20 protein-coding genes and 1 pseudogene are annotated in these 21,338 nt (G+C 64.3%); 14 read left to right on the forward strand and 7 right to left on the reverse strand.

The genetic code is table 11. The features are described from left to right. The first annotated feature begins 113 nt into the window (after nt 1-113). From MTY59_RS08050 to MTY59_RS08060, 3 genes are read left to right on the forward strand one after another with little or no spacing between them, the layout of a single operon-like run. Nucleotides 114-1,784, forward strand: a complete 1,671-nt coding sequence (locus tag MTY59_RS08050) for a thiolase C-terminal domain-containing protein (RefSeq protein ID WP_221045193.1) — start codon at nt 114-116, stop codon at nt 1,782-1,784. A 16-nt stretch (nt 1,785-1,800) separates the two neighbouring features. Beyond that, a complete protein-coding gene (locus tag MTY59_RS08055) occupies nt 1,801-3,000 on the forward strand; it encodes an acyl-CoA dehydrogenase family protein (RefSeq protein ID WP_221045194.1) in 1,200 nt (399 codons plus the stop codon). A 16-nt stretch (nt 3,001-3,016) separates the two neighbouring features. Then, complete coding sequence (locus tag MTY59_RS08060) at nt 3,017-4,144, forward strand: acyl-CoA dehydrogenase family protein (RefSeq protein WP_221045195.1); 1,128 nt, start codon at nt 3,017-3,019, stop codon at nt 4,142-4,144. Here MTY59_RS08060 and MTY59_RS08065 read toward each other — a convergent pair. Both MTY59_RS08065 and MTY59_RS08070 read right to left on the reverse strand, forming a co-directional pair. Beyond that, nucleotides 4,141-5,079: an alpha/beta hydrolase gene (locus tag MTY59_RS08065; protein WP_221045196.1), complete on the reverse strand. Its 939-nt coding sequence runs from the start codon at nt 5,077-5,079 to the stop codon at nt 4,141-4,143. The genes MTY59_RS08060 and MTY59_RS08065 overlap by 4 nt on opposite strands. Beyond that, complete coding sequence (locus tag MTY59_RS08070) at nt 5,079-5,915, reverse strand: SDR family oxidoreductase (RefSeq protein WP_250160754.1); 837 nt, start codon at nt 5,913-5,915, stop codon at nt 5,079-5,081. Before MTY59_RS08070 ends, MTY59_RS08065 begins: the two co-directional genes overlap by 1 nt. 146 nt (nt 5,916-6,061) lie before the next feature. Between MTY59_RS08070 and MTY59_RS08075 the strand changes: the two genes are divergently transcribed. The 4 genes from MTY59_RS08075 (at nt 6,062) to MTY59_RS08090 (ending at nt 9,077) form a co-directional block, all read left to right on the forward strand. Beyond that, nucleotides 6,062-6,256 (forward strand): ferredoxin, encoded by a 195-nt coding sequence (locus tag MTY59_RS08075; RefSeq protein WP_221045197.1) that lies wholly within the window; start codon nt 6,062-6,064, stop codon nt 6,254-6,256. Nucleotides 6,257-6,387: 131 nt separating this feature from the next. Continuing rightward, on the forward strand, nt 6,388-7,515 hold the full coding sequence (locus MTY59_RS08080) for an amidohydrolase family protein (protein WP_221045198.1): 1,128 nt from the start codon (nt 6,388-6,390) through the stop codon (nt 7,513-7,515). 136 nt (nt 7,516-7,651) lie between these two features. Beyond that, entirely contained in the window at nt 7,652-7,843 is a 192-nt protein-coding gene (locus MTY59_RS27290; RefSeq protein ID WP_250160755.1) for a hypothetical protein, read from the forward strand. Nucleotides 7,844-7,916: 73 nt separating this feature from the next. Next, nucleotides 7,917-9,077 (forward strand): thiolase family protein, encoded by a 1,161-nt coding sequence (locus MTY59_RS08090; RefSeq protein ID WP_221045200.1) that lies wholly within the window; start codon nt 7,917-7,919, stop codon nt 9,075-9,077. A 14-nt stretch (nt 9,078-9,091) separates the two neighbouring features. Here MTY59_RS08090 and MTY59_RS08095 read toward each other — a convergent pair whose 3' ends face one another. Further along, nucleotides 9,092-10,120 (reverse strand): NHL repeat-containing protein, encoded by a 1,029-nt coding sequence (locus MTY59_RS08095; RefSeq protein ID WP_250160756.1) that lies wholly within the window; start codon nt 10,118-10,120, stop codon nt 9,092-9,094. Nucleotides 10,121-10,207: 87 nt separating this feature from the next. Then, the gene (locus tag MTY59_RS08100) at nt 10,208-11,233 is read right to left on the reverse strand and encodes a hypothetical protein (RefSeq protein ID WP_221045202.1); all 1,026 of its coding nucleotides are present in this window, start codon (nt 11,231-11,233) and stop codon (nt 10,208-10,210) included. Nucleotides 11,234-11,431: 198 nt separating this feature from the next. Here MTY59_RS08100 and MTY59_RS08105 point away from each other — a divergent pair, with 198 nt between their 5' ends. Beyond that, complete coding sequence (locus tag MTY59_RS08105) at nt 11,432-12,703, forward strand: cytochrome P450 (protein ID WP_250160757.1); 1,272 nt, start codon at nt 11,432-11,434, stop codon at nt 12,701-12,703. Here MTY59_RS08105 and MTY59_RS27655 read toward each other — a convergent pair. After that, a pseudogene (locus tag MTY59_RS27655) lies at nt 12,700-13,058 on the reverse strand (cytochrome P450); the annotation flags it as partial. The gene MTY59_RS08105 and the pseudogene MTY59_RS27655 overlap by 4 nt on opposite strands. A 118-nt stretch (nt 13,059-13,176) precedes the next feature. Between MTY59_RS27655 and MTY59_RS08115 the strand changes: the two are divergent. Next, entirely contained in the window at nt 13,177-13,971 is a 795-nt protein-coding gene (locus MTY59_RS08115; RefSeq protein ID WP_221045203.1) for a carboxymuconolactone decarboxylase family protein, read from the forward strand. A 163-nt stretch (nt 13,972-14,134) separates the two neighbouring features. Here the strand turns inward: MTY59_RS08115 and MTY59_RS08120 are convergent, their stop codons facing one another. Further along, complete coding sequence (locus tag MTY59_RS08120; RefSeq protein ID WP_221045204.1) at nt 14,135-14,824, reverse strand: TetR/AcrR family transcriptional regulator; 690 nt, start codon at nt 14,822-14,824, stop codon at nt 14,135-14,137. 152 nt (nt 14,825-14,976) lie between these two features. Between MTY59_RS08120 and MTY59_RS08125 the strand changes: the two genes are divergently transcribed. Genes MTY59_RS08125 through MTY59_RS08140 form a run of 4 tightly spaced genes read left to right on the forward strand, consistent with a single transcriptional unit; the run spans nt 14,977 to nt 17,761 of the window. Next, a complete protein-coding gene (locus MTY59_RS08125; protein WP_221045205.1) occupies nt 14,977-15,810 on the forward strand; it encodes a mycofactocin-coupled SDR family oxidoreductase in 834 nt (277 codons plus the stop codon). 4 nt (nt 15,811-15,814) lie between these two features. Further along, the gene (locus MTY59_RS08130) at nt 15,815-16,633 is read left to right on the forward strand and encodes a mycofactocin-coupled SDR family oxidoreductase (RefSeq protein ID WP_221045206.1); all 819 of its coding nucleotides are present in this window, start codon (nt 15,815-15,817) and stop codon (nt 16,631-16,633) included. A gap of 55 nt (nt 16,634-16,688) precedes the next feature. Continuing rightward, nucleotides 16,689-16,928 (forward strand): hypothetical protein, encoded by a 240-nt coding sequence (locus MTY59_RS08135; RefSeq protein ID WP_221045207.1) that lies wholly within the window; start codon nt 16,689-16,691, stop codon nt 16,926-16,928. After that, nucleotides 16,925-17,761 carry an NAD(P)-dependent oxidoreductase gene (locus MTY59_RS08140; RefSeq protein WP_221045208.1) on the forward strand — a complete coding sequence of 279 codons (837 nt, stop codon included), beginning with the start codon at nt 16,925-16,927 and terminating at the stop codon, nt 17,759-17,761. Before MTY59_RS08135 ends, MTY59_RS08140 begins: the two co-directional genes overlap by 4 nt. 144 nt (nt 17,762-17,905) lie before the next feature. Here the strand turns inward: MTY59_RS08140 and MTY59_RS08145 are convergent, their stop codons facing one another. Next, complete coding sequence (locus MTY59_RS08145; RefSeq protein WP_221046325.1) at nt 17,906-19,306, reverse strand: adenylate/guanylate cyclase domain-containing protein; 1,401 nt, start codon at nt 19,304-19,306, stop codon at nt 17,906-17,908. A gap of 274 nt (nt 19,307-19,580) precedes the next feature. Between MTY59_RS08145 and MTY59_RS08150 the strand changes: the two genes are divergently transcribed. Further along, nucleotides 19,581-21,110 carry a CoA-acylating methylmalonate-semialdehyde dehydrogenase gene (locus MTY59_RS08150; protein ID WP_221045209.1) on the forward strand — a complete coding sequence of 510 codons (1,530 nt, stop codon included), beginning with the start codon at nt 19,581-19,583 and terminating at the stop codon, nt 21,108-21,110. Nucleotides 21,111-21,338: the final 228 nt, after the last annotated feature.

Raw genomic sequence — 21,338 nt, forward strand, 5'->3', positions numbered from 1 at the left:
GAGGTCATCACAGTACACATAAGTAGAGTGTCGGTCTACCATGGCGACCGATCATATATTCGTAGTCTGTTAGGGTTCGTGTCGGTTGCTCGTCGGCTGTGACCGGAGGTGTGATGACAGAGCCCGGCGCCGCCGAGCAGGTGGTGCGACCGCTGCCGCATTTGAGCATTGGCTCCGAAGCGTTCTGGACCAGTGGCGCCGACGGGCGGCTGAGGATCGCCCAATGCCAAGCGTGCCAGCGGTACCACCACCCCCCGCTTCCCAGCTGTCCGCATTGCCGCAGTGTCGAGGTACTGATGACGCCGGTGTCCGGACGCGGGACGGTCGCCGGTTTCACCGTGAACAATCAGCAGTGGCTGCCGCGCTTCCCGCCGCCCTATGTGGTCGCGGTCGTCGCTATCGCCGAAGACCCGTCGGCCCGGCTTACCACGAACATCGTCGGCTGCGCACCCGGACACGTCGCTATCGGTCTGCAGGTCAAAGTAATTTTCGAGCGGCAGGACGATGTCTGGATTCCACTGTTCGAACCGGATTCCGAAGCCGCCGATGCCGGCTCGGTCCCAAGACCCCGTGATCTCGCGCGTGATGTGCGGCCGATGTCGTCCACGCGCAAGTTCGAAGACCAGGTGGCCCTCACCGGGGTCGGGAGCTCGACGATCGGGCGACGCCTCATGGTCGATCCGCTGTCACTGACCGTGACTGCGTGCCTTCGCGCCGTGGCCGACGCGGGCCTGACGTTGGACGACATCGACGGCCTGGCCACTTATCCGGGTGGGCTTGCCGGGGGGATGTCGGAGGGCGGGGTTACCGCCGTCGAGGAGGCGTTGCGCATTCGGCCCACCTGGATTACGGGTGGGGCTGAGGTCCCTGGGCCCAGTGGCAGCGTCGTGTCCGCCATGCTCGCCGTCGCCGCCGGACTGTGCCGGCACGTGTTGTGCTTTCGGACGGTCTGGGAATCGACCCACACCGCCCTGGCCAGGCGCGCGAAGTCCGTGGGAGGACAAAGCCGCGCGTCGGGCATATTCGAGTGGCGCGCGCCGTTCGGGGCCATGTCGGCAGCCAACTGGATCGGGGTCAACGCCTCGCACTACTTCTGGCGCTACGGCGGCGACCGCGCCTCCACGCTCGCCCCCATCGCCCTGACGGCGCGCGCGAACGCGTCGCGCAATCCGGCCGCGATCTACCGTAATCCCCTCACCCTGGACGACTATCTGTCGGCACGCATGATCAGCTCGCCGTTCGGCCTATACGACTGCGACGTGCCGTGCGACGGGGCGATTGCGGTGATCGTGTCGTCGATTGACACAGCAGCCGACCGGCCGAAACCTCCAGTGCTCGTTGAAGCCGTCGGTACCCAAGTGCTCGATCGAATCTCTTGGGACCAGGACACTCTCACTCACGAACCGCAGGTGTTCGGCCCCGCGACGCATCTGTGGACCAGAACCAGCCTGCGGCCCGAGGATGTCGATGTCGCCGAGCTGTACGACGGGTTCACCTTCAATGCCGTCTCGTGGCTGGAGGCGCTCGGATTCTGCGGTCTCGGCGAGGCCGCGGATTTTCTCGACGGCGGCAGCACGATCGCGCTGGACGGGAAGCTGCCGCTGAATACCCACGGCGGTCAGCTGTCGGCCGGACGTACCCACGGCTTCGGGTTCCTGGCCGAGGCCATCGCGCAACTGCGCGGCGAGGCTGCCGAGCGACAGGTCGCCAACGCCCAGGTTGCGGTCGTCACTACCGGCGGCGGCACGCCCGGTGGAGCGCTACTGCTGCGACGGGAGAATTGATGCGGAGGACGGACAGATGAAGCTGGAACAGGACCCCGAAATCGAGGGATTCCGCGCCGAGGTCAGAGGTTTCCTCGAAAAGCACCGCCCGCCGGTGCGCACGATGGGTAAAGCCGGGGTGCGTGCGCCCGACGCCGAGGACATTCCGGCCCTGCGGACATGGACCGCCCAGCTGTTCGAGGCCGGGTATGTCGGCGCTGACTGGCCCGCCGAATGGGGCGGTACCGGCACCAAGGACGCGCTGCGCGCGACGGTCGTCGGCGAAGAAATGGCGCGGGCTCGGGTACCCGCGCCGATCGGCGCCGGCCTGCTGGCCGCCGCGGCGCTCATCCACTGCGGGCGCCCCGACCAGCAGAAGCGCTACCTGCCGCGGATCCGGACCGGCGAGGACATCTGGTGTCAGCTCTTCAGCGAACCCAGCGCCGGCAGCGACCTGGCGAGCCTGACCACCCGCGCGCGTCGCGACGGCGATGACTTCGTCGTCGACGGTCAAAAGGTGTGGACCACCAACGGCCAACACGCCCAACTCGGCTACCTGCTAGCGCGGACCAACCCCGATGCACCCAAGCATGCCGGCATCACCGCGTTCGTCCTGGACATGACGAGCCCGGGCGTCGACGTGCGGCCGCTACGCGAAATCACCGGCACCAGCGACTTCAACGAAGTCTTCTTCGATGGCGTGCGGATACCCGCGGACAACGTGCTCGGTGAAGTCGACCAAGGCTGGAAGGTCGCCACCACCAGCCTGGTCGAGGAGCGGTCCAGTGTGGGCACCGCGGGCATCATCCAGTTGCGTGCGGTGCGTGACGCGGTGGCGATGGCACGGTCCCTGCGGCGCGGATCCGGCCCAGCGCTGGACAACGAAGCGGTCCGCCAGGACATCGGCCGGCTCTATGCGGCCGCGCGAGTCAGCGTTCGGCTGGGCCAGTACAACCTGTCGCGCGCGATGAGTGGCGATTCCGATGCAGGCGATGCTCCCTTGGCCAAGGTGCTCTACAGCGAGACCAATCTCGCGCTCACCGAGTTCGGGCTCGGGTTGCAGGGCACCGATGCGTTGCTCACCGAAGATGACCCCGAGGCGATCGCGGGTGGTTGGTGGCAGGACGCCTTCCTGTATTCGCGGGCTCTGACGATCGCCGGTGGCGCCAACGAGGTATTGCGCAACATGATCGCCGAGCGCTCGCTTGGACTGCCCAGGGAACCGCGCGGTTCTTGAGTCTTCGGAGGTAAGTGTGGATTTCACCGTAAGCGATGAACAACGGATGCTCCTGGAAAGCAGCCGTAAGTTGCTGGCACGCGAATCGCCGATCAACCGCGTGCGTGAACTCGCCGACGACGGACACGGCTACGACGAGCGCGTCTGGCAGTTGGGCGCGGAACTAGGGTGGGCCGGGTTACTCATCGCTGAGGAGTATGACGGTCTGGGGCGCGATCTGGTGGACGTCGCGCTGATCGCCGAAGAACACGGCCGGACGGTGCAGCCGGGCCCACTCATCGGTAATACCCTTGCGGCAGTGGCGATCTCACAGTCGGGACGCGATGACCTGCGCTCGGGGATTCTGCCGCTGCTTGCCAGTGGGCGGGGCGTCGCCGCGTGGGCCTTCGCGGAGTCGCGCCAGCCGTGGGACGCCGACGGAGTATGCACGGTGGCTACCGAGCACACTGACGGTTTCCGGCTGAGCGGCGTCAAGGTCGCCGTGCAGGATGCCGACGGCGCGGGCTGGATTGTGGTTACCGCCCAACTGGGAGGCCGGTTGGCGCAGTTCCTCGTCGACCGACAGGCCGCGGGAATCGTTGTGCGGCAACAGCGCACCCTCGATATCACCCGACAGCTCGATGAGGTCGTGTTCGATGATGCCGTGGTGCCGGCGTCGGCGCTGCTGCACGCAGGTGAGGCCGCGGAAGCAGCTGTTGCGCACCAAAACCGCTGTGGCGCAGTACTCGTCAGCGCCGACAACATCGGTGTCGGCGAAGCCGTGTTGGAGATGACCGTCCAGTACGCAAAGCTGCGGGTGCAGTTCGGACGCCCCATCGGTAGCTTCCAGGCCGTCAAACACAAGTGCGCGACCATGCGGATGTGGCTACAGGCCTCGAAGGCGGCCACGTATTACGCCGCGATGGCCGTGGCTGCCGAGGCTGATGATGCCCAGGAAGCCGCGAGCGTCGCGAAGGCTTACACCTCTTCGGCGATCGCCGCTCTGACCAGTGAGGCCCTCCAGGTGCACGGCGGTATCGGCTTCACCTGGGAGCACGACCTGCATCTCTATCATCGCCGGGCCAAGGCGAACCAGGTCCTGTTCGGTGATCCGTACCTGCACCACGAGCGGCTCGCGGCCGCCCTGGAAACCGCTACTGCCTAGACGGTGGTGCGCCGGCCGAACTGGCGGGCCAGCCAGTCGGCGCTATCACGTGCCGCGGTTCGAGCGACCGCCGTGTCGGCGAACATGTCGAAGCCATGCACGGCGCCCGCGTAGACATGCAGTTCGGTGGGCACCGCCGCCCCGCACAGTCGCGCGGCGAAATCGATCGATTCGTCGCGCAGGCAGTCGGCCGTGCCGACACCGATGAAAGTCGATGGCAGGCCGCTTAATTCGGTCGCCCGTGCGGGCGCCGCATCGACTGGCACGTCATCACCGCCACATCGGTCGCCGAGATAACTGCGCCAGCCAAACGCATTGGATTCACGGGTCCACACCGGCAATCCCTCGAGCTGGCTCGACGCGGTGAGGCCGCGGTCATCGAGCATCGGATACTCCAGGTATTGAAATGCCAAGGGGGCGTTTGCATGATCGCGCCACCGCAGGGCCAAGCCCGCCGCCAACGCCCCACCGGCGCTGCGTCCGCCGATACCGACCAGCCGTGAGTCGACTTCTAGCTCGCGGGCATGCTCGATGACGAAGCGCAGCCCAGCCTCGCAGTCGTCCAACGGCTTGGGGTAAGGCGATTCGGGCGCCAGCCGGTACTCGACGCTGACGCAGATGCAGCCCAACCAGCGGCACCATTCGATCAGACGGGCATCGTCCATGTGCCGGCTGCCGATCACCATTCCGCCGCCGTGCATCCAGAACAGGACGGGCGGCTCGGCCGCGGATTCGACCGGCCGTAGCAACGACAGTGCGACATCGCCACGTTCGGTGGTCAGCTCGACGCGCTTGATGTCGGGCGCGGACTGCGGCTCGAACGCCGATCCGGCACGCATCGCCGGAAGGTGCTCGGTGCAGAAGTCGAAATCGGGGAATCCGACGAGGCTTTCGCGAATCTCCGGGTCGATCCAGGTGCCTGGAATCGACGGCATTAGCCGACTCCCATCAGGTGCTTACCCGCGCCAACAAGTCCACCGTCGACGCGGATGTCGCAGCCGGAGATGAACGCCGCGGCGTCGGACTCCAGGAAGGCCACCGTGGCGGCGATGTCCTCGGGCCGCCCGGGCAGCGGCCGATCCGGGCGCTTGACCGGGGTCACCTCGATCATGGCCGGGATGATCTCCTGACGATCCAGTTCCAACCGGCCCATGGGCGTGTCGATCAGGCCGGGCGAAATCGCGACGGTGCGTCCACCCCTCTTGCCCCAAGGCGTGGCCAGTCGTTCCGCTAGCCGGACCACCCCGCGTTTGGCCAGGACGTAGGCCGTGGCGCTGTCGAGCGCATGGCCCATCGCCCGTTCGATCGCGGCGAGGAAGCGATCGGCCAGCGGGTCGTCCAGCAACGATTCGACGTCGGCGGGGACCTCGCTGTATCCGGCGATCGATCCGATCAGGATCGCGGAGCTTCCCGGGTTGACCAAAGGGAGCATGGCGTCGGTAATCCGCACCGATCCGGCCAAGTCGACGTCGAGCACCGTCGCCGCATCGGCCATTTCCGGTGAGACGCCCGCGGTGTGCACCAGGCAGCGCAGCCGCCCGAGCTCACGTACGCGGTCGGCGACCGCGGCGGCGTCGGCGGGGAACGAGACGTTGCAGCGCAGCGTCTCGACGTCAGCCCCGTGTCCGCTCAGGGCCTTGCGCGCCTGGTCGAGTAGATCCTCGCGCACGTCCACGAGCAGTAGGCGGCCACGATCGGCCAGTGCGCGGGCGCAGGCCAGCCCCATACCGCCCGCACCTCCGGTGATCACCAGAACGTTGTCCACGGTCATCCGGCTCCTTCCTATCGGTGGATCACCTGCCAACCCAGCTGCCACGAATCCGTCGACATGCTGAGGTGGGTCATTTAAGTAACTTAAAGCATGCGATAAAGGAGACCTAAGTTATCCGAAAAAGAATGTGATGGTCTACTCGACTGATGAAGGTGACAGTAGAGCCCGATCTCTGTGAAGCCAACGGATTATGCGTGGCAGCCGCGCCCGAAGTGTTCGACCTCGTCGACGACGACATCGTCGACATCCTCCTTCCAGAACCGCCTTCGGAGATGGAGTCGGCGGTCGCTGAGGCGGTGGTTGCTTGCCCTAAGCAGGCATTGCGACTACTCGCGGAGTGATCGCCGTGCTCAGTGCGGCCCGCTGACGCACATCCGCATTGCGGAATTTGCACTTATCGTTCTACTCTGGGGGAAAGTCAGTTTTCGGCTGACTGAAAGCGGTTAACCCGGCTGTGCCACGAGGAGTACGTATGCTGCCCGACGACGCCAAGATCATCTCCGTCGACGACCACGTCATCGAGCACCCCCGAGTGTGGCTGGATCGAGTTCCCGCCAAGTACGCCGACGTGGCTCCACGCATCGTCAAGCTCCCCGACGGCAATGACACCTGGCTCTATGAGGGCAGCCAGTCAGGCAACTTTGCCCTCAACGCCGTCGCGGGCAAGCATCCCCGCGATTTCGGAATGGACCCGCGCAGCTACGACGACATGTTGCCCGGGTGTCATGAAATCGCCGACCGTATCAAGGACATGGACACCGAGGGCGTATGGGCGCAGTTGTGCTTCCCCAACTTCGGCGGATTCGCCGGGAGCACATTTCACAAGGCCAAGGACAAGGACTTCGCCAAGCTCTGCATCAGCGCCTACAACGACTTCATCCTCGACGAATGGTGCGCCTACGCCCCGGAACGTCAGATCCCGCTGATGATGGTTCCGTTCTGGGACATCGAGGCCTCGGTCGCCGAAGTCGAGCGCACCGCCGCCAAGGGCGCGAAGTCCATCTCCTTCATCGAGGCGCCGCACAAGGTCGGACTGCCGTCGTTTCACACCGACCACTGGGATCCGCTGCTGCGCGTCTGCGAGGAAGCTGGGCTGCCGCTGTCCATGCATTTCGGCTCCGGTGGGATGCCGCTGGGCCTTGCTCCCGACGGGGACCTGTTCATCGGCATCGCATTGTTCGGCTTGAACTCGATGATGGCCACCGTCGACTTGCTGATGTCCGAGGTGTTCTACAAATTTCCCAAACTCAAGGTCGCGCTCTCCGAGGGTGGAATCGGATGGATGCCCTATCTGTTGGAGCGCATCGACTACTCGTTCGGCCGACACAAGTACTGGTGCAACATCAACGCCGACAAGCTGCCGTCGGAGCTTTTTCGCGAGCACATCTATGGGTGCTTCATCTCCGACCGTTCCGGGATCGAGCAGCGTCATCGCATCGGCGTGGACAACATCATGTTCGAAAGTGACTACCCGCATTCGGATTCCAACTGGCCGCACACCGGCAAGCTGCTCGCCGAACACCTGGTGGACGTGCCCGACGACGAAGCGCGCAAAATCGTCGAGCTTAACGCCCGCACCGTCTACAACTTCTGGGCCTAAACGTCCGCGCGGCGGAAGGTGATCGATGACCGAACTCAGGCAAGGAAAGCGACTGCGCAGCACCGTAAGTGGTACAGAAGTCATCGTCGTACGATCTCCCGCGACCCCGGTCGAGTTGTCGTGCGGCGGTCAACCGATGACGGCGAATCTGGCGCCGGTGGACGCGGACGCGTCCATCGCCGAGAACGACATCGTCCTCGGCAAGCGTTACGTCGACTCCGACACCGGGCTAGAAGTGTTGTGTACCAAGGCGGGATCGGGTGTGCTCAGCGCAGACGGACGACAGCTCACCATCAAGGCGCCCAATGCGCTACCGGCGTCGGACTGAGGGACGCAAACCTCTTCCGAAAAAGCTCTGCGCCCCGAACTGCCGGACTCAACTCTCAACGGAAGCGAGAACAATGCCTGACGCCCTCATTCTTTCCGCCGCCAGAACGCCAATTGGCAGGGCCCGCAAGGGCTCTCTGATATCCGTAGATGCCTATCAGCTTGCCGAGATCGCCGTCCGTGCGGCAGTCGAACGGTCACAGATCCCCGTCGCGGACCTCGAGGACCTGTTCCTCGCGGAGTCACTGCAGGGCGGCGGGGTGATTGGTCGCAACATCGCGGTGCGGCTCGGGATGACGAACGTGCCTGGGGTGGCGATCAACCGGCACTGCGCCTCCGGCGTCACCGCGGTGCAGTTGGCTGCCGCCACCATCTTGGCCGGCATGGCAGATGTGATCGTCGCGGGCGGAACGGAAAGCGCAAGCACCATGCCGCGGTTGACCAAGTTGGCACCCGGTGCGCAGGAACCAGCCCCGTGGTCGCCGCAGAGCCATCCGGATGCCCCCGGCGTTCCTGCCTTCGACATGTCTGTCACCATCGGCGAAAACACGGCCCGGCTGCACCATGTCACCCGCGAGCAGGCCGACGCCTGGTCCGCTCGCTCACAGCAGCGAGCGCTCAATGCGATTGCCAAGGGGTACTTCGACGACGAGATCGTCGCCGTTCCCATCAACCACGGCAAAGTCGTGTTTGGCACGGACGAGCATCCGCGGGACACTACGCCCGAAATCCTTGCCGGGCTGAAGGTGCTGCACCCGGAAATAGCCGGTGCCGTTGTCACCGCGGGAAACTCCGCGGGCATTAACGACGCCGCCGCCGCGCTGGTTATCGGCAGCTCTGACTTCGCAACCACCCGCGGCCTGACACCACTGGCACGAATCCGGGGTTGGGCATCCGTCGGCGTAGAGGTCGAGCACACCGGGATGGCCCCGGTGACCGCAATCCCGTTGGCACTCAAGCGCAGTGGTCTCACATTGGCAGACGTGGACCTTTTCGAGATCAACGAAGCGTTTGCCACGATGGCAGTGGCGTGCACGCGCGACCTCGGACTGGACGAGTCAATCGTGAACGTGAACGGTAGCGGTATCAGCCTCGGTCACCCCATCGCAGCGACCGGCGCCCGGATGCTGGTATCGATCGTTCATGAACTCGCACGGCGCGATTCGGGCATCGGGGTGGTGGCGATGTGCGCCGGGGGAGGGATGGGTTCGGCGTTGGTGGTCGAACGGATCTAGCTCGAGCCGAACGCTCAGCGCTGGGCGATGAGCTTGGTGTATCGGCCGCCCAGCAACCATTCAGACACGTAAAGGTTGCCGTCGGAGTCCCCGGCGACAGAGTGCGGCGAATTGAAGCGATCGCGGGGGAGATGGGGAATCTCCGCACGCCCGTTGCCGGTAAGCGCATTGGGCCATCCCGGCCGGCTCGGCCACCCCGGGGCTGCGGTCGGATCGTCGCCGATGTACCCGAGCAGATTATCCTCGCGATCGAGCACGGCCACTCGCCCATACAGCTCGGCGACGACCAGAAGGTCGTTCCACTGTGCAAAATCACTAGGGCTGTTGAGGAACTGCTCACCGAAGGTCCGCAGATAGCGGCCGTCGAGATCGTAGACCAGCACGCGGGTGTTGACTCGGTCGGCGATGTAGAGCTCCGGGGCAGTTTTGCGGCGATCGATGAAGATTGCGTGCGGGCACGCGAGTCTCTGGCCGACTTCCTCTCCAGTCAGTGTCGACCGATGGTTTCCTTGCTTGTCGAAGCGGTGCACGACACCCGACCCGTAGCCGTCCGCCACCCAGATGTCGCCCGATCCGCCGAACCGCTCCTCGTCCACGGCGCAACCACACGGACAATACGGCCCCATCGGACCGGCCGGGATCGCGGGATCCTGTTGGGGGACGGGCAACTCGGAGTGGATCTTTCCGTCCAGGGCCATCTTCACCACTCTGGGCACCCGGGTCTGGCAGTGGACTCCCTTGCCGAACATCGGAGCCCAGTTGGGGTCGCCGTCGTCGGCGCCGCACGTGAACACGAATCCCGGATCGCTGACCCAGAGGAATTCGTCATCGCCCTCGCGCACGAGAGTGATGCCGTGGCCTTCGGTGAGGTCTGTGTCGACCACGCGGAGCAGACGGCCCTCAGTGTCGAACGCGACGAGTTGCCCGGCGTGAAAACCGATGATCTCCGCGGTGTCGGTGTCGGTGTCGGTGTCGGTGTCGGTGTCGGTGACGACGACGGCGTTGTGCACCCAACAGGACGTGGCGCCTGGGACTGCGGACAAATCTGCCCAATCACTGATCACCTCATGAGGTGGGATGGTGTTGGGCCAAGAGGTATCTGATGACAACACGCGGGCCTTTCCGTCGCTTTAGACGCCGGCGATCGCGCTGTCGCGCCGCTCACCGGAGCTGGGTGACTTTGGCGAAAGCCCCTCGGGTTCAGCGTCGTTCACTCTGGACCACACGTAGCCCGCGTCGTCTTCGAATTGGATCCGCACGTGGGGAGAAGTGTTCGGTTCCAGCGAATACAGGGCCGACGCGTGTTGGTTTGGCCGTAGCCAGCGCGGGAAGTCCAGGATATTGTGCGCAGCGAGCAGGTCCGTCCGGCTGCCGAGGAAGATTGGCTGTCGCTCGGGTAACACCCCGCGTAGGTCACTCAGCGGGTGATGCTCGTCCGGCCACCGACCGGTCCTGAGCTTGGCGGCGACGTCTGCGATCCCTTGGCGGGAGCGTTCGGCGCCTCGGGGTCGAACGTGTCCGGCGGAGTCGACCGAGCCGACCGAGACCTGCAATCCGACGACCAAAGAAGTGCTGTGATTCACCACCGTCACGGCCCAGATCTGGGGCCCGAGCAACGTTACGGGCGTTCGGTAAATCCTCAATCGGCGTGCCGGGGAGGCTCTTTCGAACTCGCTGGCCAGCTTGCTGAGGTTGCGGTGTGTCAGGTCGGCAGTGATGGCTGTCTGCAGCCGGCTCTCGAGGTGGGCATCACCCCGACCGACGTAGCGCGGAATAACGCCCGCCCTGGCCAGCCGACGCGTCACGTCGCCAAGCCAGGCTTGCTGGTCGCTCAGGCCACAGGAAGGCGACTCGGCGAGAAGCCACGCGAGTACCAACTTGCCGGCGTGTTTTGCCTGATCAACTTCGTCCATCACCTGATCGGCATCGCGGCGCGCCGGGTCGAATACTGCGATGAAGATGTCGCCGCGGTCCACGATCTGGGCAGTTTCCGCTGAAGCATTGAGCCGCCGCGCCTCGGCGGGCACGAGCACAATCTCGTGTCGCTGCCCGGCTGCAGCGTTCCACCAATTAAGAGCCTGACCAATGGCGGCGCGGAATCTGTCGGTGTTGTCGGGAGAGCCGATCACCACTTCTGCAACGCGAACGGCGAACACAATCTGGTCTCCTCATCGATACGTCGGCACTCCGACTGGCCGAGCAGCTGATGACGTTACGTGCTGTTGAACTCTACTGCTCCTTGCTTCATTCGCAAATACCGTCCTACTATAGCGAACATTGCTGTATTGGCGTGAGCTGCCGTCCGGTGTGCAAAAAACGACCCGCGCGCATTCGCCAAATGAACAGGAGGGACATTGTCGGCCGACGGAAGTGTGCTGGAGTTCGAGCCGTTCAAGCCTGGTCCCCGGGAGGAGTTGCCCGCGGTTTACGCGGAGCTGAGAGAGCGGTTTCCCGTCTACCGGAGTGCGTCGAACATCTGGGTGATATCGCGATTTGATGACGTGAAGGCGGTGCAGTCGAATCCTGCGGTCTTCTCGTCGCGCCCCAACCCCTATGAGGGAGATTCCGTACCGGCGGACGCCGAGATGAAGCCCGAAGTCATCGAGCGGCTCATTGCCCTGACTGCGGGAATCCCCGTCGATCTCGAGGAGATGGCGTCCGCCAAAACGATCGCGGCCGCCGACCCGCCCCAACACACGCGTATGCGCAGGATTGTGAGCAGGGGTTTCACGCCCCCTCGAATCAAGGACATGGCCGACGCGATCACTGAGATCGTCGACCGTTGCCTCAGCGGAATCGGCGAGCTTCCCAGCTTCGATGTTGTTGAGCGGCTGGCCGTTCCGCTGCCGGTGGAGATGATCTGCCACATACTTGGTATCGATCGAAGTGAGTACGGGCGCGCCAAGCGCTGGTCCGACGCCTTCGCTGCCGCAGCTGGCAACACTTTCAACAGTGCCGCAGAACGCCACGAGTTGATGTTGAAGAATCTCAAGGAGTTCAGCACGTACTTCGTGCCGCTGATCGAGGCGAGGCGAGTTGAGCCGAGGAACGATTTAGTCAGCGCGATGGTCGCGGCGATCGACAACGAGTCCCTGAGCAATGTCGAAACATTGATGGTGGCGATCACCATTATGGTCGCCGGCAACGAGACGACGACAAACCTCATCGGCAATACCGTAGTCGAACTGCTGTCCAATCCCGACCAGCTCAAGCTGCTGCTCGACGATCCGTCCTTGCTGCCCAACGCGGTCGATGAGGCGAACCGGCTGACAACGCCGATCCAGTTCGCGTTTCGCGAGGCGATCGAAGACACCGTGGTTGCCGATACGACGATCCCGAAGGGAGCCATCATTGCGCTGCACATGGCCGCCGCCAATCGCGATCCGCGTCGTTTCGATGACCCGGACCGCTTCCTGATCACTAGGCCCCCTGGCAAGAACCTGGCATTCGGGCACGGCATCCACTTCTGTCTGGGCGCCCACCTCGCCGGCCAAGAAGTACGGGCCGCGATCGGCGGCTTACTACCGCACCTCGACCGCCTCGAATTGACCGGTGCTGCGCTGCAACGTAATCCGACAGCATTGCTCAACGGATGGCAACGGGTCGAACTAGCGTGGGTGTCCTAGTGCGTGCGGGAAATCGCCGTTGAACGCAGGGCGCCCATGGCCACGTTGAAGGCCTGATTCTTCTCCATGTCTGCGCCGCGCCACGGTGAGCATTGTCGAGGCCCGCGGGGCGGCCACCGCGCAGTATGAGCGGCCTCGATCTTCGAGGTGCGTTCAAGAAGCTGCCTGATTTGGGCCTCCAGCCGAGCGAGTGCCGCCCCGATGCAGCAGTGTGTTCCTTGCCAAAAGTGATGTGACCCTTGCCATTGCGACGGTCTAGCCGAACTCTTGGGGATCCTCGAAATGCGACGGATCCCGGTTGGCCGCCCCCCGACGACAACAGGCGAGAACTCGCGTCGAGATTCACTCCGCACAGCTCGTATTAAGGTATGCGACTGGTTCGTAATCTTTTTGACTTACTCACACAGCCCCGTTAGGTTGTCGTCCCAGACGACCGTGCACGCACGGCTTCCATATCCCCGGACGGAGTCGGCATGAGCGAATGGACCGATCGCGATGACCGTCAACGGGTCGCCCATGCGGAGTACGAGCACATCATGTGCGCGCCGGCCCCTGCCCCGGTCAGCGCCTACATTGATGGCGGAGTGATCGGGTTCGTCTTCGCCGAGATGTGGCGCCGCGGTGTGCTCACGCCTCGCGATCGGCGCTGGATCACCCTTGCGTGCGTCGGGATGGCCGACGCACCCGTGCCCATGGAGACCCACTGTTACGCCGCCCTCAAGAGCAACGACGTGACGAAGGAGGAGATCGACGAGTTCCTGCTCTTCTTCGGCACCCAGGCGGGTTGGCCCAAGGGCTCGTCGATGCTCACTTACATCATGGCTGCCTTCGCCAAAATCGCCGAGGAGGACGGCGAGGCGCTGACCTTCGCGAAATTCGTCCCGTGGGCCGATCCGGTTGCCGACGGCGTCCGCCGAGCCCGAGGTGAGGCGGCATACGCGGCAGTGCACGGAGCCGCGCCTGCACCGCCACGCACCTCATTTCAAGCCGTGGGCGACCTCGACTACCTCTACGGCGAGATCTGGAGCCGCGATGAGTACCTCACCCCGCGCGACCGACGGCTAGTCGCAATCTCTTGCAGCGCCGCCCTCGGGATCGATGCGGAGACGACCGATCAGCTCGAGTCTGCCTTGCGCAGCGGCGATCTCACGTTCGACGAGCTGCAAGAGGTCGTCATGCACATCGCGGTATATCTCGGTTGGATTGTGGCGCGTCGCCTCGATCACCTCCTGGTGGCGGCGGCGAAGAATACCGGCACAGACAACTGACGAGGCGGCGATGCCCGCGTGATGCCAGGTTCTGCGATCGGGTTCACGCTCTCGGTGATCGCCGTAGCCGCTCGCTCCGTTGCCGCGATGAACGTCCCTTCCCCCGTTCCTCCAGCTGGGACGGTTGGCCACGATGTCGCGTTCGGGAGCGATGATCATCCGCTCAGGGCAGGGCCCGCATTCGCGGACGGTCGGACGTGGATCCTTGGAGCGCGGTCAGTGTCTCGGCCGAGGGAACCGCTGTAAGAAAGGCAACCATCCCGTCCAGCAGTGCGCTGACATGGACGGCGTAAGTCGACATGGTCGTCCCAAACACGCGCGCACGGTGGCGGTCGGCGCAGGCGTGCACGCACATCGCCGATACCCGATGAATGCGGTCGTCGCGCAGCGGCTGCGGCACGTGGTCGATCAGGGCGCCGACGTGGTCGATGTACGCCTGATGCGATTCGCGATGGGGAGCTGGCAGGGTGGATAGCGGGCTGGTTCGGTAGTCGTAGCGCAACAGTTGTTCGAGGAAGGGCAAGTAGTAGCAAGTTTCGTCTTCGGCTAGCTCGATGAGTGGGAGCTGATGCGCCTCGACCACGCTTCGCAGGTCGTCCGCGGACATGCGCGCCCCGAGCAATTGTCTTCGGCGGGTGAGGTGTTCGAGTCGGTTCGCCAGGATCGCTTCGACGAGTGCATCTTTCGATCCGAAGTGGTACTGCACGGCAGACTTGTTCGCCATTCCTGCCGTGGTGCCAATCAGTCGGAGTGGAACACCGTCGAGACCGTGCTGGGCGAAGAGTCGCTCTGCGGTGAGCACCAACCGCTGCTTGGCCGACGCGCCTACCGGGCTGGAGACCGACGTGGACATTTGACCAGAATCTCATACTAGACGGATTAAGTCCTATAACTTAACATCCAGTCGAAGGTTTGAGAGGCAACTCGTTATCGACGAGTACCCGCGTCACTGAATCGCACAGTAGACATCGAAGAGTCGGCGGTGGCCGACATAAGGAGATGCAAATGTCAGCACGATTCGAGGGGCGCGTCGCATTCATCACCGGGGTCGCCCGCGGCCAGGGCCGCAGTCACGCGGTGCGTCTGGCCCGGGACGGCGCCAACATCATCGGGATCGACATCTGCGCCGACATCCCGGCCAACCACTATCCGATGGCATCGCGCGATGAACTCGACGAAACCGTCGAACTTGTCGAGCGTGAGGGCGCCAAGATCGTCGCCAGCGTGGCTGATGTCCGCGATTTCCACCAGGTCAAGGCTGCACTGGACGCCGGCGTAGCGCACTTCGGTCGGCTTGACATCGTGTGCGCGAACGCCGGCATTGCGCCGGTCGCCTTCCGCGAGCTAACCCTCGAGGAGGAACTCGACCAATGGCGCGCCGCGACCGGGGTAATCCTTGACGGCTCTTACCACACCGCTTCGGCGGCGATACCGCATCTCATCGCTGGCCAACGGGGTGGGTCGATCGTGTTCACTAGCTCGACCGCGGGATTGAAAGGCTTCGGCGGCCTGCAGGGCGGAGGACTCGGATACGCTGCGGCGAAGCACGGAATCGTCGGACTGATGCGCACACTGGCGAATGTGCTGGCGCCCCACAGCATTCGGGTCAACACCGTGCACCCGACCGCCGTGCGGACCATGATGGCGGTCAATCCAGCCATGACCGAATTCCTAGAGCACTACCCAGAGGGTGGTGTGCATCTGCAGAATCCAATGCCCATCGACATGATAGAACCCGAGGACGTCAGTGCGGCCATCGCCTTTCTGGCGTCCGATGAGGCCAAGTACGTCACCGGCGTCACCTTCCCAGTCGACGCCGGCTTCTGCAACAAGCTTTGACCCCATGAGAAAGACGTCAACCGGCCGAGTGGCCGGAAAGCGGGTATTAATCACCGGGGCTGCGCGCGGCATGGGCCGTAGCCACGCCCTACGGTTGGCCGAAGAAGGCGCCGACGTCATCCTCTTCGACATCTGCGCAACGCCGCCCGGGCTGGAATACGAGCTGGCTACCGAGGACGAGCTTCAAGAAACCGCCGACCTGGTCGCCGAGCGTGGCGGCAAAGCGATCACCGCGGTCGTCGACGTTCGCGACGCCGAGGGCTTGGCATCAGCCGTCAATGCAGCCGCGGGCGAGCTGGGGGGGTTGGATGCCGCCGTCGCCAATGCCGGCGTGCTGACCGCTGGCACGTGGGACACCACGACGGCAGAGCAGTGGCGATTAGTGACCGACGTCAACCTCATCGGGGCATGGAATACGTGCGCGGTAGCAATACCGCACCTGCTTGAGCAAGGCGGTGGCAGCTTGATCAACATCAGCTCGGCGGCCGGAATCAAAGGCAGCCCGCTGCACATCCCGTACACAGCAGCCAAGCAAGGCATCGTCGGCATGAGCGTCGCTCTCGCGAACGAGCTTGCCGCTCAAAGCATCCGCGTCAACACCGTCCATCCGACCGGGGTGTGGACCGGGATGGCGCCACCAACCATGCACAAGCTGATCCTCGAAGACCGTTCGGACCTCGGTCCTATCTTCGGGAATGCGCTCCCCGTACCGCTGATCGAGGCCATTGATGTGAGTAATGCGGTGCTGTACCTGGTGTCCGACGAAGCACGATACGTCACCGGCCTGCAGTTCAAAGTCGACGCCGGCGTCACCATCCGATGACACATCCATCCGGTGCCATCGCCGTCAGCGTGCCCGAGGATCCGCCGCTGTCGGCATGGGCGAAGGCGGCTGGCCCTTCGGCTGCGACCGCCTGCCCTGCGTTGCGAGCAAGGCGTCCACCCCGGCGCTCATCGCTGCCACCGAGGTGGGACGTCTCGTCGTCGACGCCATCAAGCACGACAGCTTTTTCCTCGCCACCCACAACAAAGTTAAAGTTCGCGACGTCGTGCGCAAGCGCGCCGACGACGTCGACGCCTTCCTGAGCGCTCAGATCGCCGCGTTGGCCACCCCATGACCTCAGCCAAGCCGACCGTCGGATTCATCGGCCTCGGGAGTCAGGGGGCACCGATGGCCCAAGCGCTCATCGATGCTGGTCATGAGACCGTGCTGTGGGCTCGCCGGCCCGAGGCCCTTGAGCCCTTCGCCGGCACCGCGCGCGTCGCATCCAACCCCGCCGAACTCGCTGAATTGGCGGATGTAGTCGGCATCTGCGTGCTCAACGACGACGATGTGATCGGGGTGGCGCTGCGTCCGGACGGATTGTTGGCCGGGATCACCCCGGGAACGACGGTGCTGATCCACAGCACCGTGCACCCGACCACCTGCCGGCAACTGGGCGACCGCTTCAGCGAACGCCGCGCCCACGTGCTGGACGCGCCGGTCAGCGGCGGCGGCGACGCAGCCCGTGCTCGGCGGCTGCTCGTGATGGTGGGCGGAGATCGCGACATTTACACCGAGGTCGCGCCTGTGCTGTCCGCTTTCGGCGACCCTGTCGTGCACGTCGGAGCCCTAGGCTCTGGCCAGCTGGCCAAACTCCTCAACAACCTGCTGTTTACGGCAACGCTGGGTCTAGCGCATGAGACTGCCGAGCTCGCGGCCGAGTTGGGCGTGGATGCGACCGCACTGATGAGCATCCTGCAGCACGCCAGCGGACGCAGCTACGCCGTGCAGATGTACGCCGGGCTGGTCGGGGGCCTTCGGCCGCCGTCGGCTCGCGTGCGCACCATCGCGGGCTTGCTCGGCAAAGACGTCGCCATCGCCGGAGACCTCGCGGAAAACGCCAACGCCGGTGACCATTTGCTGACCGCCGCCCACCGGATGCTGGCGGCGATGGGACACGACCTTTGACCTCGACCGCCCGACGTCGCCCGCGTGCACCGGATTGACCGCTACTGCACGCAGAAACGATTCGGTCGACGGGGTATCCGGGACGGACTCTTCGACTTCCTGCGAACCAAAAATGTGTTCATCCGGATCTAGATGAGGGCGCCTTCAGTCGTAGAACAGTGGCTCGGCCAGTTCGGTCATCGCCGATCGTCCTCGAAGCGATGCCGAGCCCCGTGACGTCCAGTGCTCGCGCTCCTCTGCCTGGGCACCAGCGAGTGCAGTGCCAGACGCCAAGATTCTGGAATCCCACTGTTTGGCGTGGTCGGCCAAACGCGCGGCCTCGTTGACGGCGTCTCCAATTACCGTGTACTCGTAGCGGTTTTCCGCGCCGATATTCCCCGCGAACACCGCACCGGCGGCCACTCCTATGCCGAAGTCCACGAGGGGTAGCTTCCTCAGTTCTGTCCCGAGCTCGCGTGCGGTCGCGAGTGCCGCAGAAGCCGGTTCATCAATCTCGATGGGTGCGCCGAACACGGCCAGGACGGCGTCGCCTTCGAACTTATTGATCAGGCCGTGCTGGTGGTGCACGGCAGCGACCACTATGCGGAAGAAGTCGTTGAGGATACCCGCGACTTCCTCGGGTGGCCGGCCGGCGGCGATCGCCGTGGACCCGACCAGGTCGACGAACAGTACTGCGACGTCTCGGACGTCACCCGACAGGGACCCATCCTGTTGAAGCGCCTGGTGAGCCACGTCGGCGCCCACATGGCGCCCGAAGAGGTCCCGGAGGCGTTCCCTTTCCTCAAGGCCTGCCACCATCCTGTTGAATCCGACCTGAAGTCGCCCGATTTCGGAGGGCTCATACACCTCGACTAGCGCCCCGCCCTGACCGCGCTCCACCTCCGTCATGGCGATGACGACTTCGCGAACGGGGTCAGAGATTGACCGGGCAACCAAGATCATCGCGCGAAACCCCAAGGCGAGGGATGCCGCAGCGAGCACCAGAATAGGTGTTTCGATTGGCGCTGACCTCGGCACAAGCCAGCCGTTGGAGCGAGAGAGGACGATCAGCGCGATCCCGGCGATCGGCAGTGCGCTAAAGAGGACCCACGTAATCATGACTCGCGCAAGTACTCCCGGCATTTCACTAGGTGGTGCGGCGGTCTTCATTGATGCCGCCAGGATGGGCCGCAGGATGCGTTGAGTTATCAGGTAGCCCATGGAGGCGGTGGCTGCACCCCCGAACAGAATGGCGGTCCCGATTACGCACGCGACGGCGCCGCCGGCGTGCAGGTTGACCAAAACCAACACCGCCCCGCCGACGGCCCAGATGCCGAACTGGACGACGGTCTGGCGAGCAGCGATGCGCATAGCCGCGCGCTGTTGAGCGGGCGTTGGTTCGGCGCCGTCGGCGAACCAACGGAAGGACGGGACCATATTCAGGACGCCCGCCACACCACCGACGGTCGCCGAGATTGCGACCAGACCGCACAGGACGATCAGGTTCTTTCTGCTGGACAGGATGCCGGGGTCCGGGCCGGTGTTACGGGTTAGCGAGACGATCATCAACGAGACTGCGCCAGCGGCCAGGATGTGCGCGGAGGTCAGGGCGGCGGCATAGCTGGCTCCAAGACGAATCGCGGCTCTGCGTCTGGAAGCCTGGCGTGACAGCCATGAGATATCAGATGCTTCCATTAGTAGACCAACACTTTCGTAAAGCGCATCCGATGACTAGCATAAAAAGCACTACCTACTCTACTTATGTTGCATCTAGCTTTCACCTACGCCAGAAATCATCACGACACCGCCAACCGGACACACGACGCCAGGACAAGACTGAATGACTACGCAGACGACGCTGATCCCGCACTTCATCGACGGCCGGCGCACCGCAGGCCGCTCCGGTCGCACGGTCGAGGTACTGACCCCCAGCACGGGTGAGGTGCGGGCACAGGTGCCCATGGCCTCGGCGGCGGAGGTCAACGAGGCCGTGGCGATCGCCGTCGCAGCACAAAGAAAGTGGGCCGCCTTCAACCCACAGCGTCGGGCACGGGTGTTGATGCGATTCATCGACCTGGTCAACCAGAACGCCGACGAACTCGCCGAACTCCTCTCGATGGAACACGGCAAGACGGTCGCCGACTCGCGTGGCGATATCCAACGCGGCGTCGAGGTCATCGAGTTCGCCATCGGCATCCCCCATCTGCTCAAAGGCGAGCACAGCGAAGGAGCAGGCAGCGGCATCGACGTCTATTCCCTGCGTCAGCCCCTGGGCGTCGTCGCCGGCATCACCCCGTTCAACTTCCCCGCGATGATCCCGCTATGGAAAGCCGGCCCCGCCCTCGCGTGCGGCAACGCGTTCGTCCTCAAGCCGAGCGAACGGGACCCGTCTGTTCCGGTCAGGCTCGCCGAGCTGTTTTTCGACGCAGGACTGCCCCAGGGCGTCTTTCAAGTGGTGCACGGCGATAAGGAGGCGGTTGATGCCATCCTGAACCACCCCGACATCCAGGCAGTCGGATTCGTCGGCAGCTCCGACATCGCCCAGTACGTCTACTCGACCGCCGCCGCCAACGGAAAGCGTGCGCAGTGCTTCGGCGGAGCCAAGAATCACATGATCGTGATGCCCGACGCCGACCTCGACCAGGCTGTCGACGCGCTCATCGGCGCCGGGTACGGCAGCGCGGGCGAGCGGTGCATGGCCATCAGTGTCGCAGTCCCGGTGGGCGAGCACACCGCGGATCGGTTGCGCGCCAGGCTCGTCGAACGGATCAACAATCTGCGCGTCGGTCACAGCCTCGATCCGAAGGCCGATTACGGGCCCCTGATCACGTCGGCGGCACTGGCACGGGTAAAGGACTATATTGCCCGGGGCATCGAGGCGGGTGCCGAAGCCGTCGTCGATGGTCGCGAACGCGCCAGTGACGAACTGGCTTTCGATGACGTCAGCCTGGAGGGGGGCTACTTCATCGGACCGACGCTGTTCGACCACGTGACCCCCGACATGTCGATCTACACCGACGAAATCTTCGGTCCAGTGCTCTGCATTGTCCGTGCCGACGACTACGAGGCGGCGCTCGCGCTTCCCTGCGAGCACGAGTACGGCAACGGCGTGGCGATCTTCACCCGGGACGGTGACACCGCGCGCGACTTCACGTCCCGGGTCCAAGTCGGCATGGTCGGTGTCAACGTGCCAATCCCAGTTCCGGTGGCCTACCACACCTTTGGCGGTTGGAAGCGGTCCGGCTTCGGCGATCTCAACCAGCACGGGCCCGCGTCAATCCAGTTCTATACGAAGGTCAAGACCGTCACCCAGCGGTGGCCGTCGGGGATCAAGGACGGCGCCGAGTTCAGCATCCCCACCATGAAATAGGCCAACCCTTGACACCCAGCACTACTTTGGCCCCGACGACGACGACGACGGCTGCTCGCGCAGCGAAGTTGAGATGCTCGCCGCTGTCTGCGCAACGAGCTTGATTCGGCTGGCAACGCGATGAGGCAGCACGATCGCGCATCGGGAATCGACTACCGCGGCACACGCGGGCCAGAACCCGTCGACATCGGCGACGTAATCATGGATTCTGCTTTTGTCTTGTCAAAG

The organism is Mycobacterium senriense, from assembly GCF_019668465.1.
Classification (GTDB): Bacteria; Actinomycetota; Actinomycetes; order Mycobacteriales; family Mycobacteriaceae; genus Mycobacterium; species Mycobacterium senriense.

Coding starts and splice junctions, on each gene's coding strand:
- MTY59_RS08050 (WP_221045193.1), top strand. CDS start 114: ATGACAGAGCCCGGCGCCGCCGAGCAGGTGGTGCGACCGCTGCCGCAT.
- MTY59_RS08055 (WP_221045194.1), top strand. CDS start 1,801: ATGAAGCTGGAACAGGACCCCGAAATCGAGGGATTCCGCGCCGAGGTC.
- MTY59_RS08065 (WP_221045196.1), bottom strand. CDS start 5,079: ATGCCGTCGATTCCAGGCACCTGGATCGACCCGGAGATTCGCGAAAGC.
- MTY59_RS08070 (WP_250160754.1), bottom strand. CDS start 5,915: ATGACCGTGGACAACGTTCTGGTGATCACCGGAGGTGCGGGCGGTATG.
- MTY59_RS08075 (WP_221045197.1), top strand. CDS start 6,062: ATGAAGGTGACAGTAGAGCCCGATCTCTGTGAAGCCAACGGATTATGC.
- MTY59_RS08080 (WP_221045198.1), top strand. CDS start 6,388: ATGCTGCCCGACGACGCCAAGATCATCTCCGTCGACGACCACGTCATC.
- MTY59_RS27290 (WP_250160755.1), top strand. CDS start 7,652: ATGACGGCGAATCTGGCGCCGGTGGACGCGGACGCGTCCATCGCCGAG.
- MTY59_RS08090 (WP_221045200.1), top strand. CDS start 7,917: ATGCCTGACGCCCTCATTCTTTCCGCCGCCAGAACGCCAATTGGCAGG.
- MTY59_RS08115 (WP_221045203.1), top strand. CDS start 13,177: ATGAGCGAATGGACCGATCGCGATGACCGTCAACGGGTCGCCCATGCG.
- MTY59_RS08120 (WP_221045204.1), bottom strand. CDS start 14,824: ATGTCCACGTCGGTCTCCAGCCCGGTAGGCGCGTCGGCCAAGCAGCGG.
- MTY59_RS08125 (WP_221045205.1), top strand. CDS start 14,977: ATGTCAGCACGATTCGAGGGGCGCGTCGCATTCATCACCGGGGTCGCC.
- MTY59_RS08130 (WP_221045206.1), top strand. CDS start 15,815: ATGAGAAAGACGTCAACCGGCCGAGTGGCCGGAAAGCGGGTATTAATC.
- MTY59_RS08135 (WP_221045207.1), top strand. CDS start 16,689: ATGGGCGAAGGCGGCTGGCCCTTCGGCTGCGACCGCCTGCCCTGCGTT.
- MTY59_RS08140 (WP_221045208.1), top strand. CDS start 16,925: ATGACCTCAGCCAAGCCGACCGTCGGATTCATCGGCCTCGGGAGTCAG.
- MTY59_RS08145 (WP_221046325.1), bottom strand. CDS start 19,306: ATGATCGTCTCGCTAACCCGTAACACCGGCCCGGACCCCGGCATCCTG.
- MTY59_RS08150 (WP_221045209.1), top strand. CDS start 19,581: ATGACTACGCAGACGACGCTGATCCCGCACTTCATCGACGGCCGGCGC.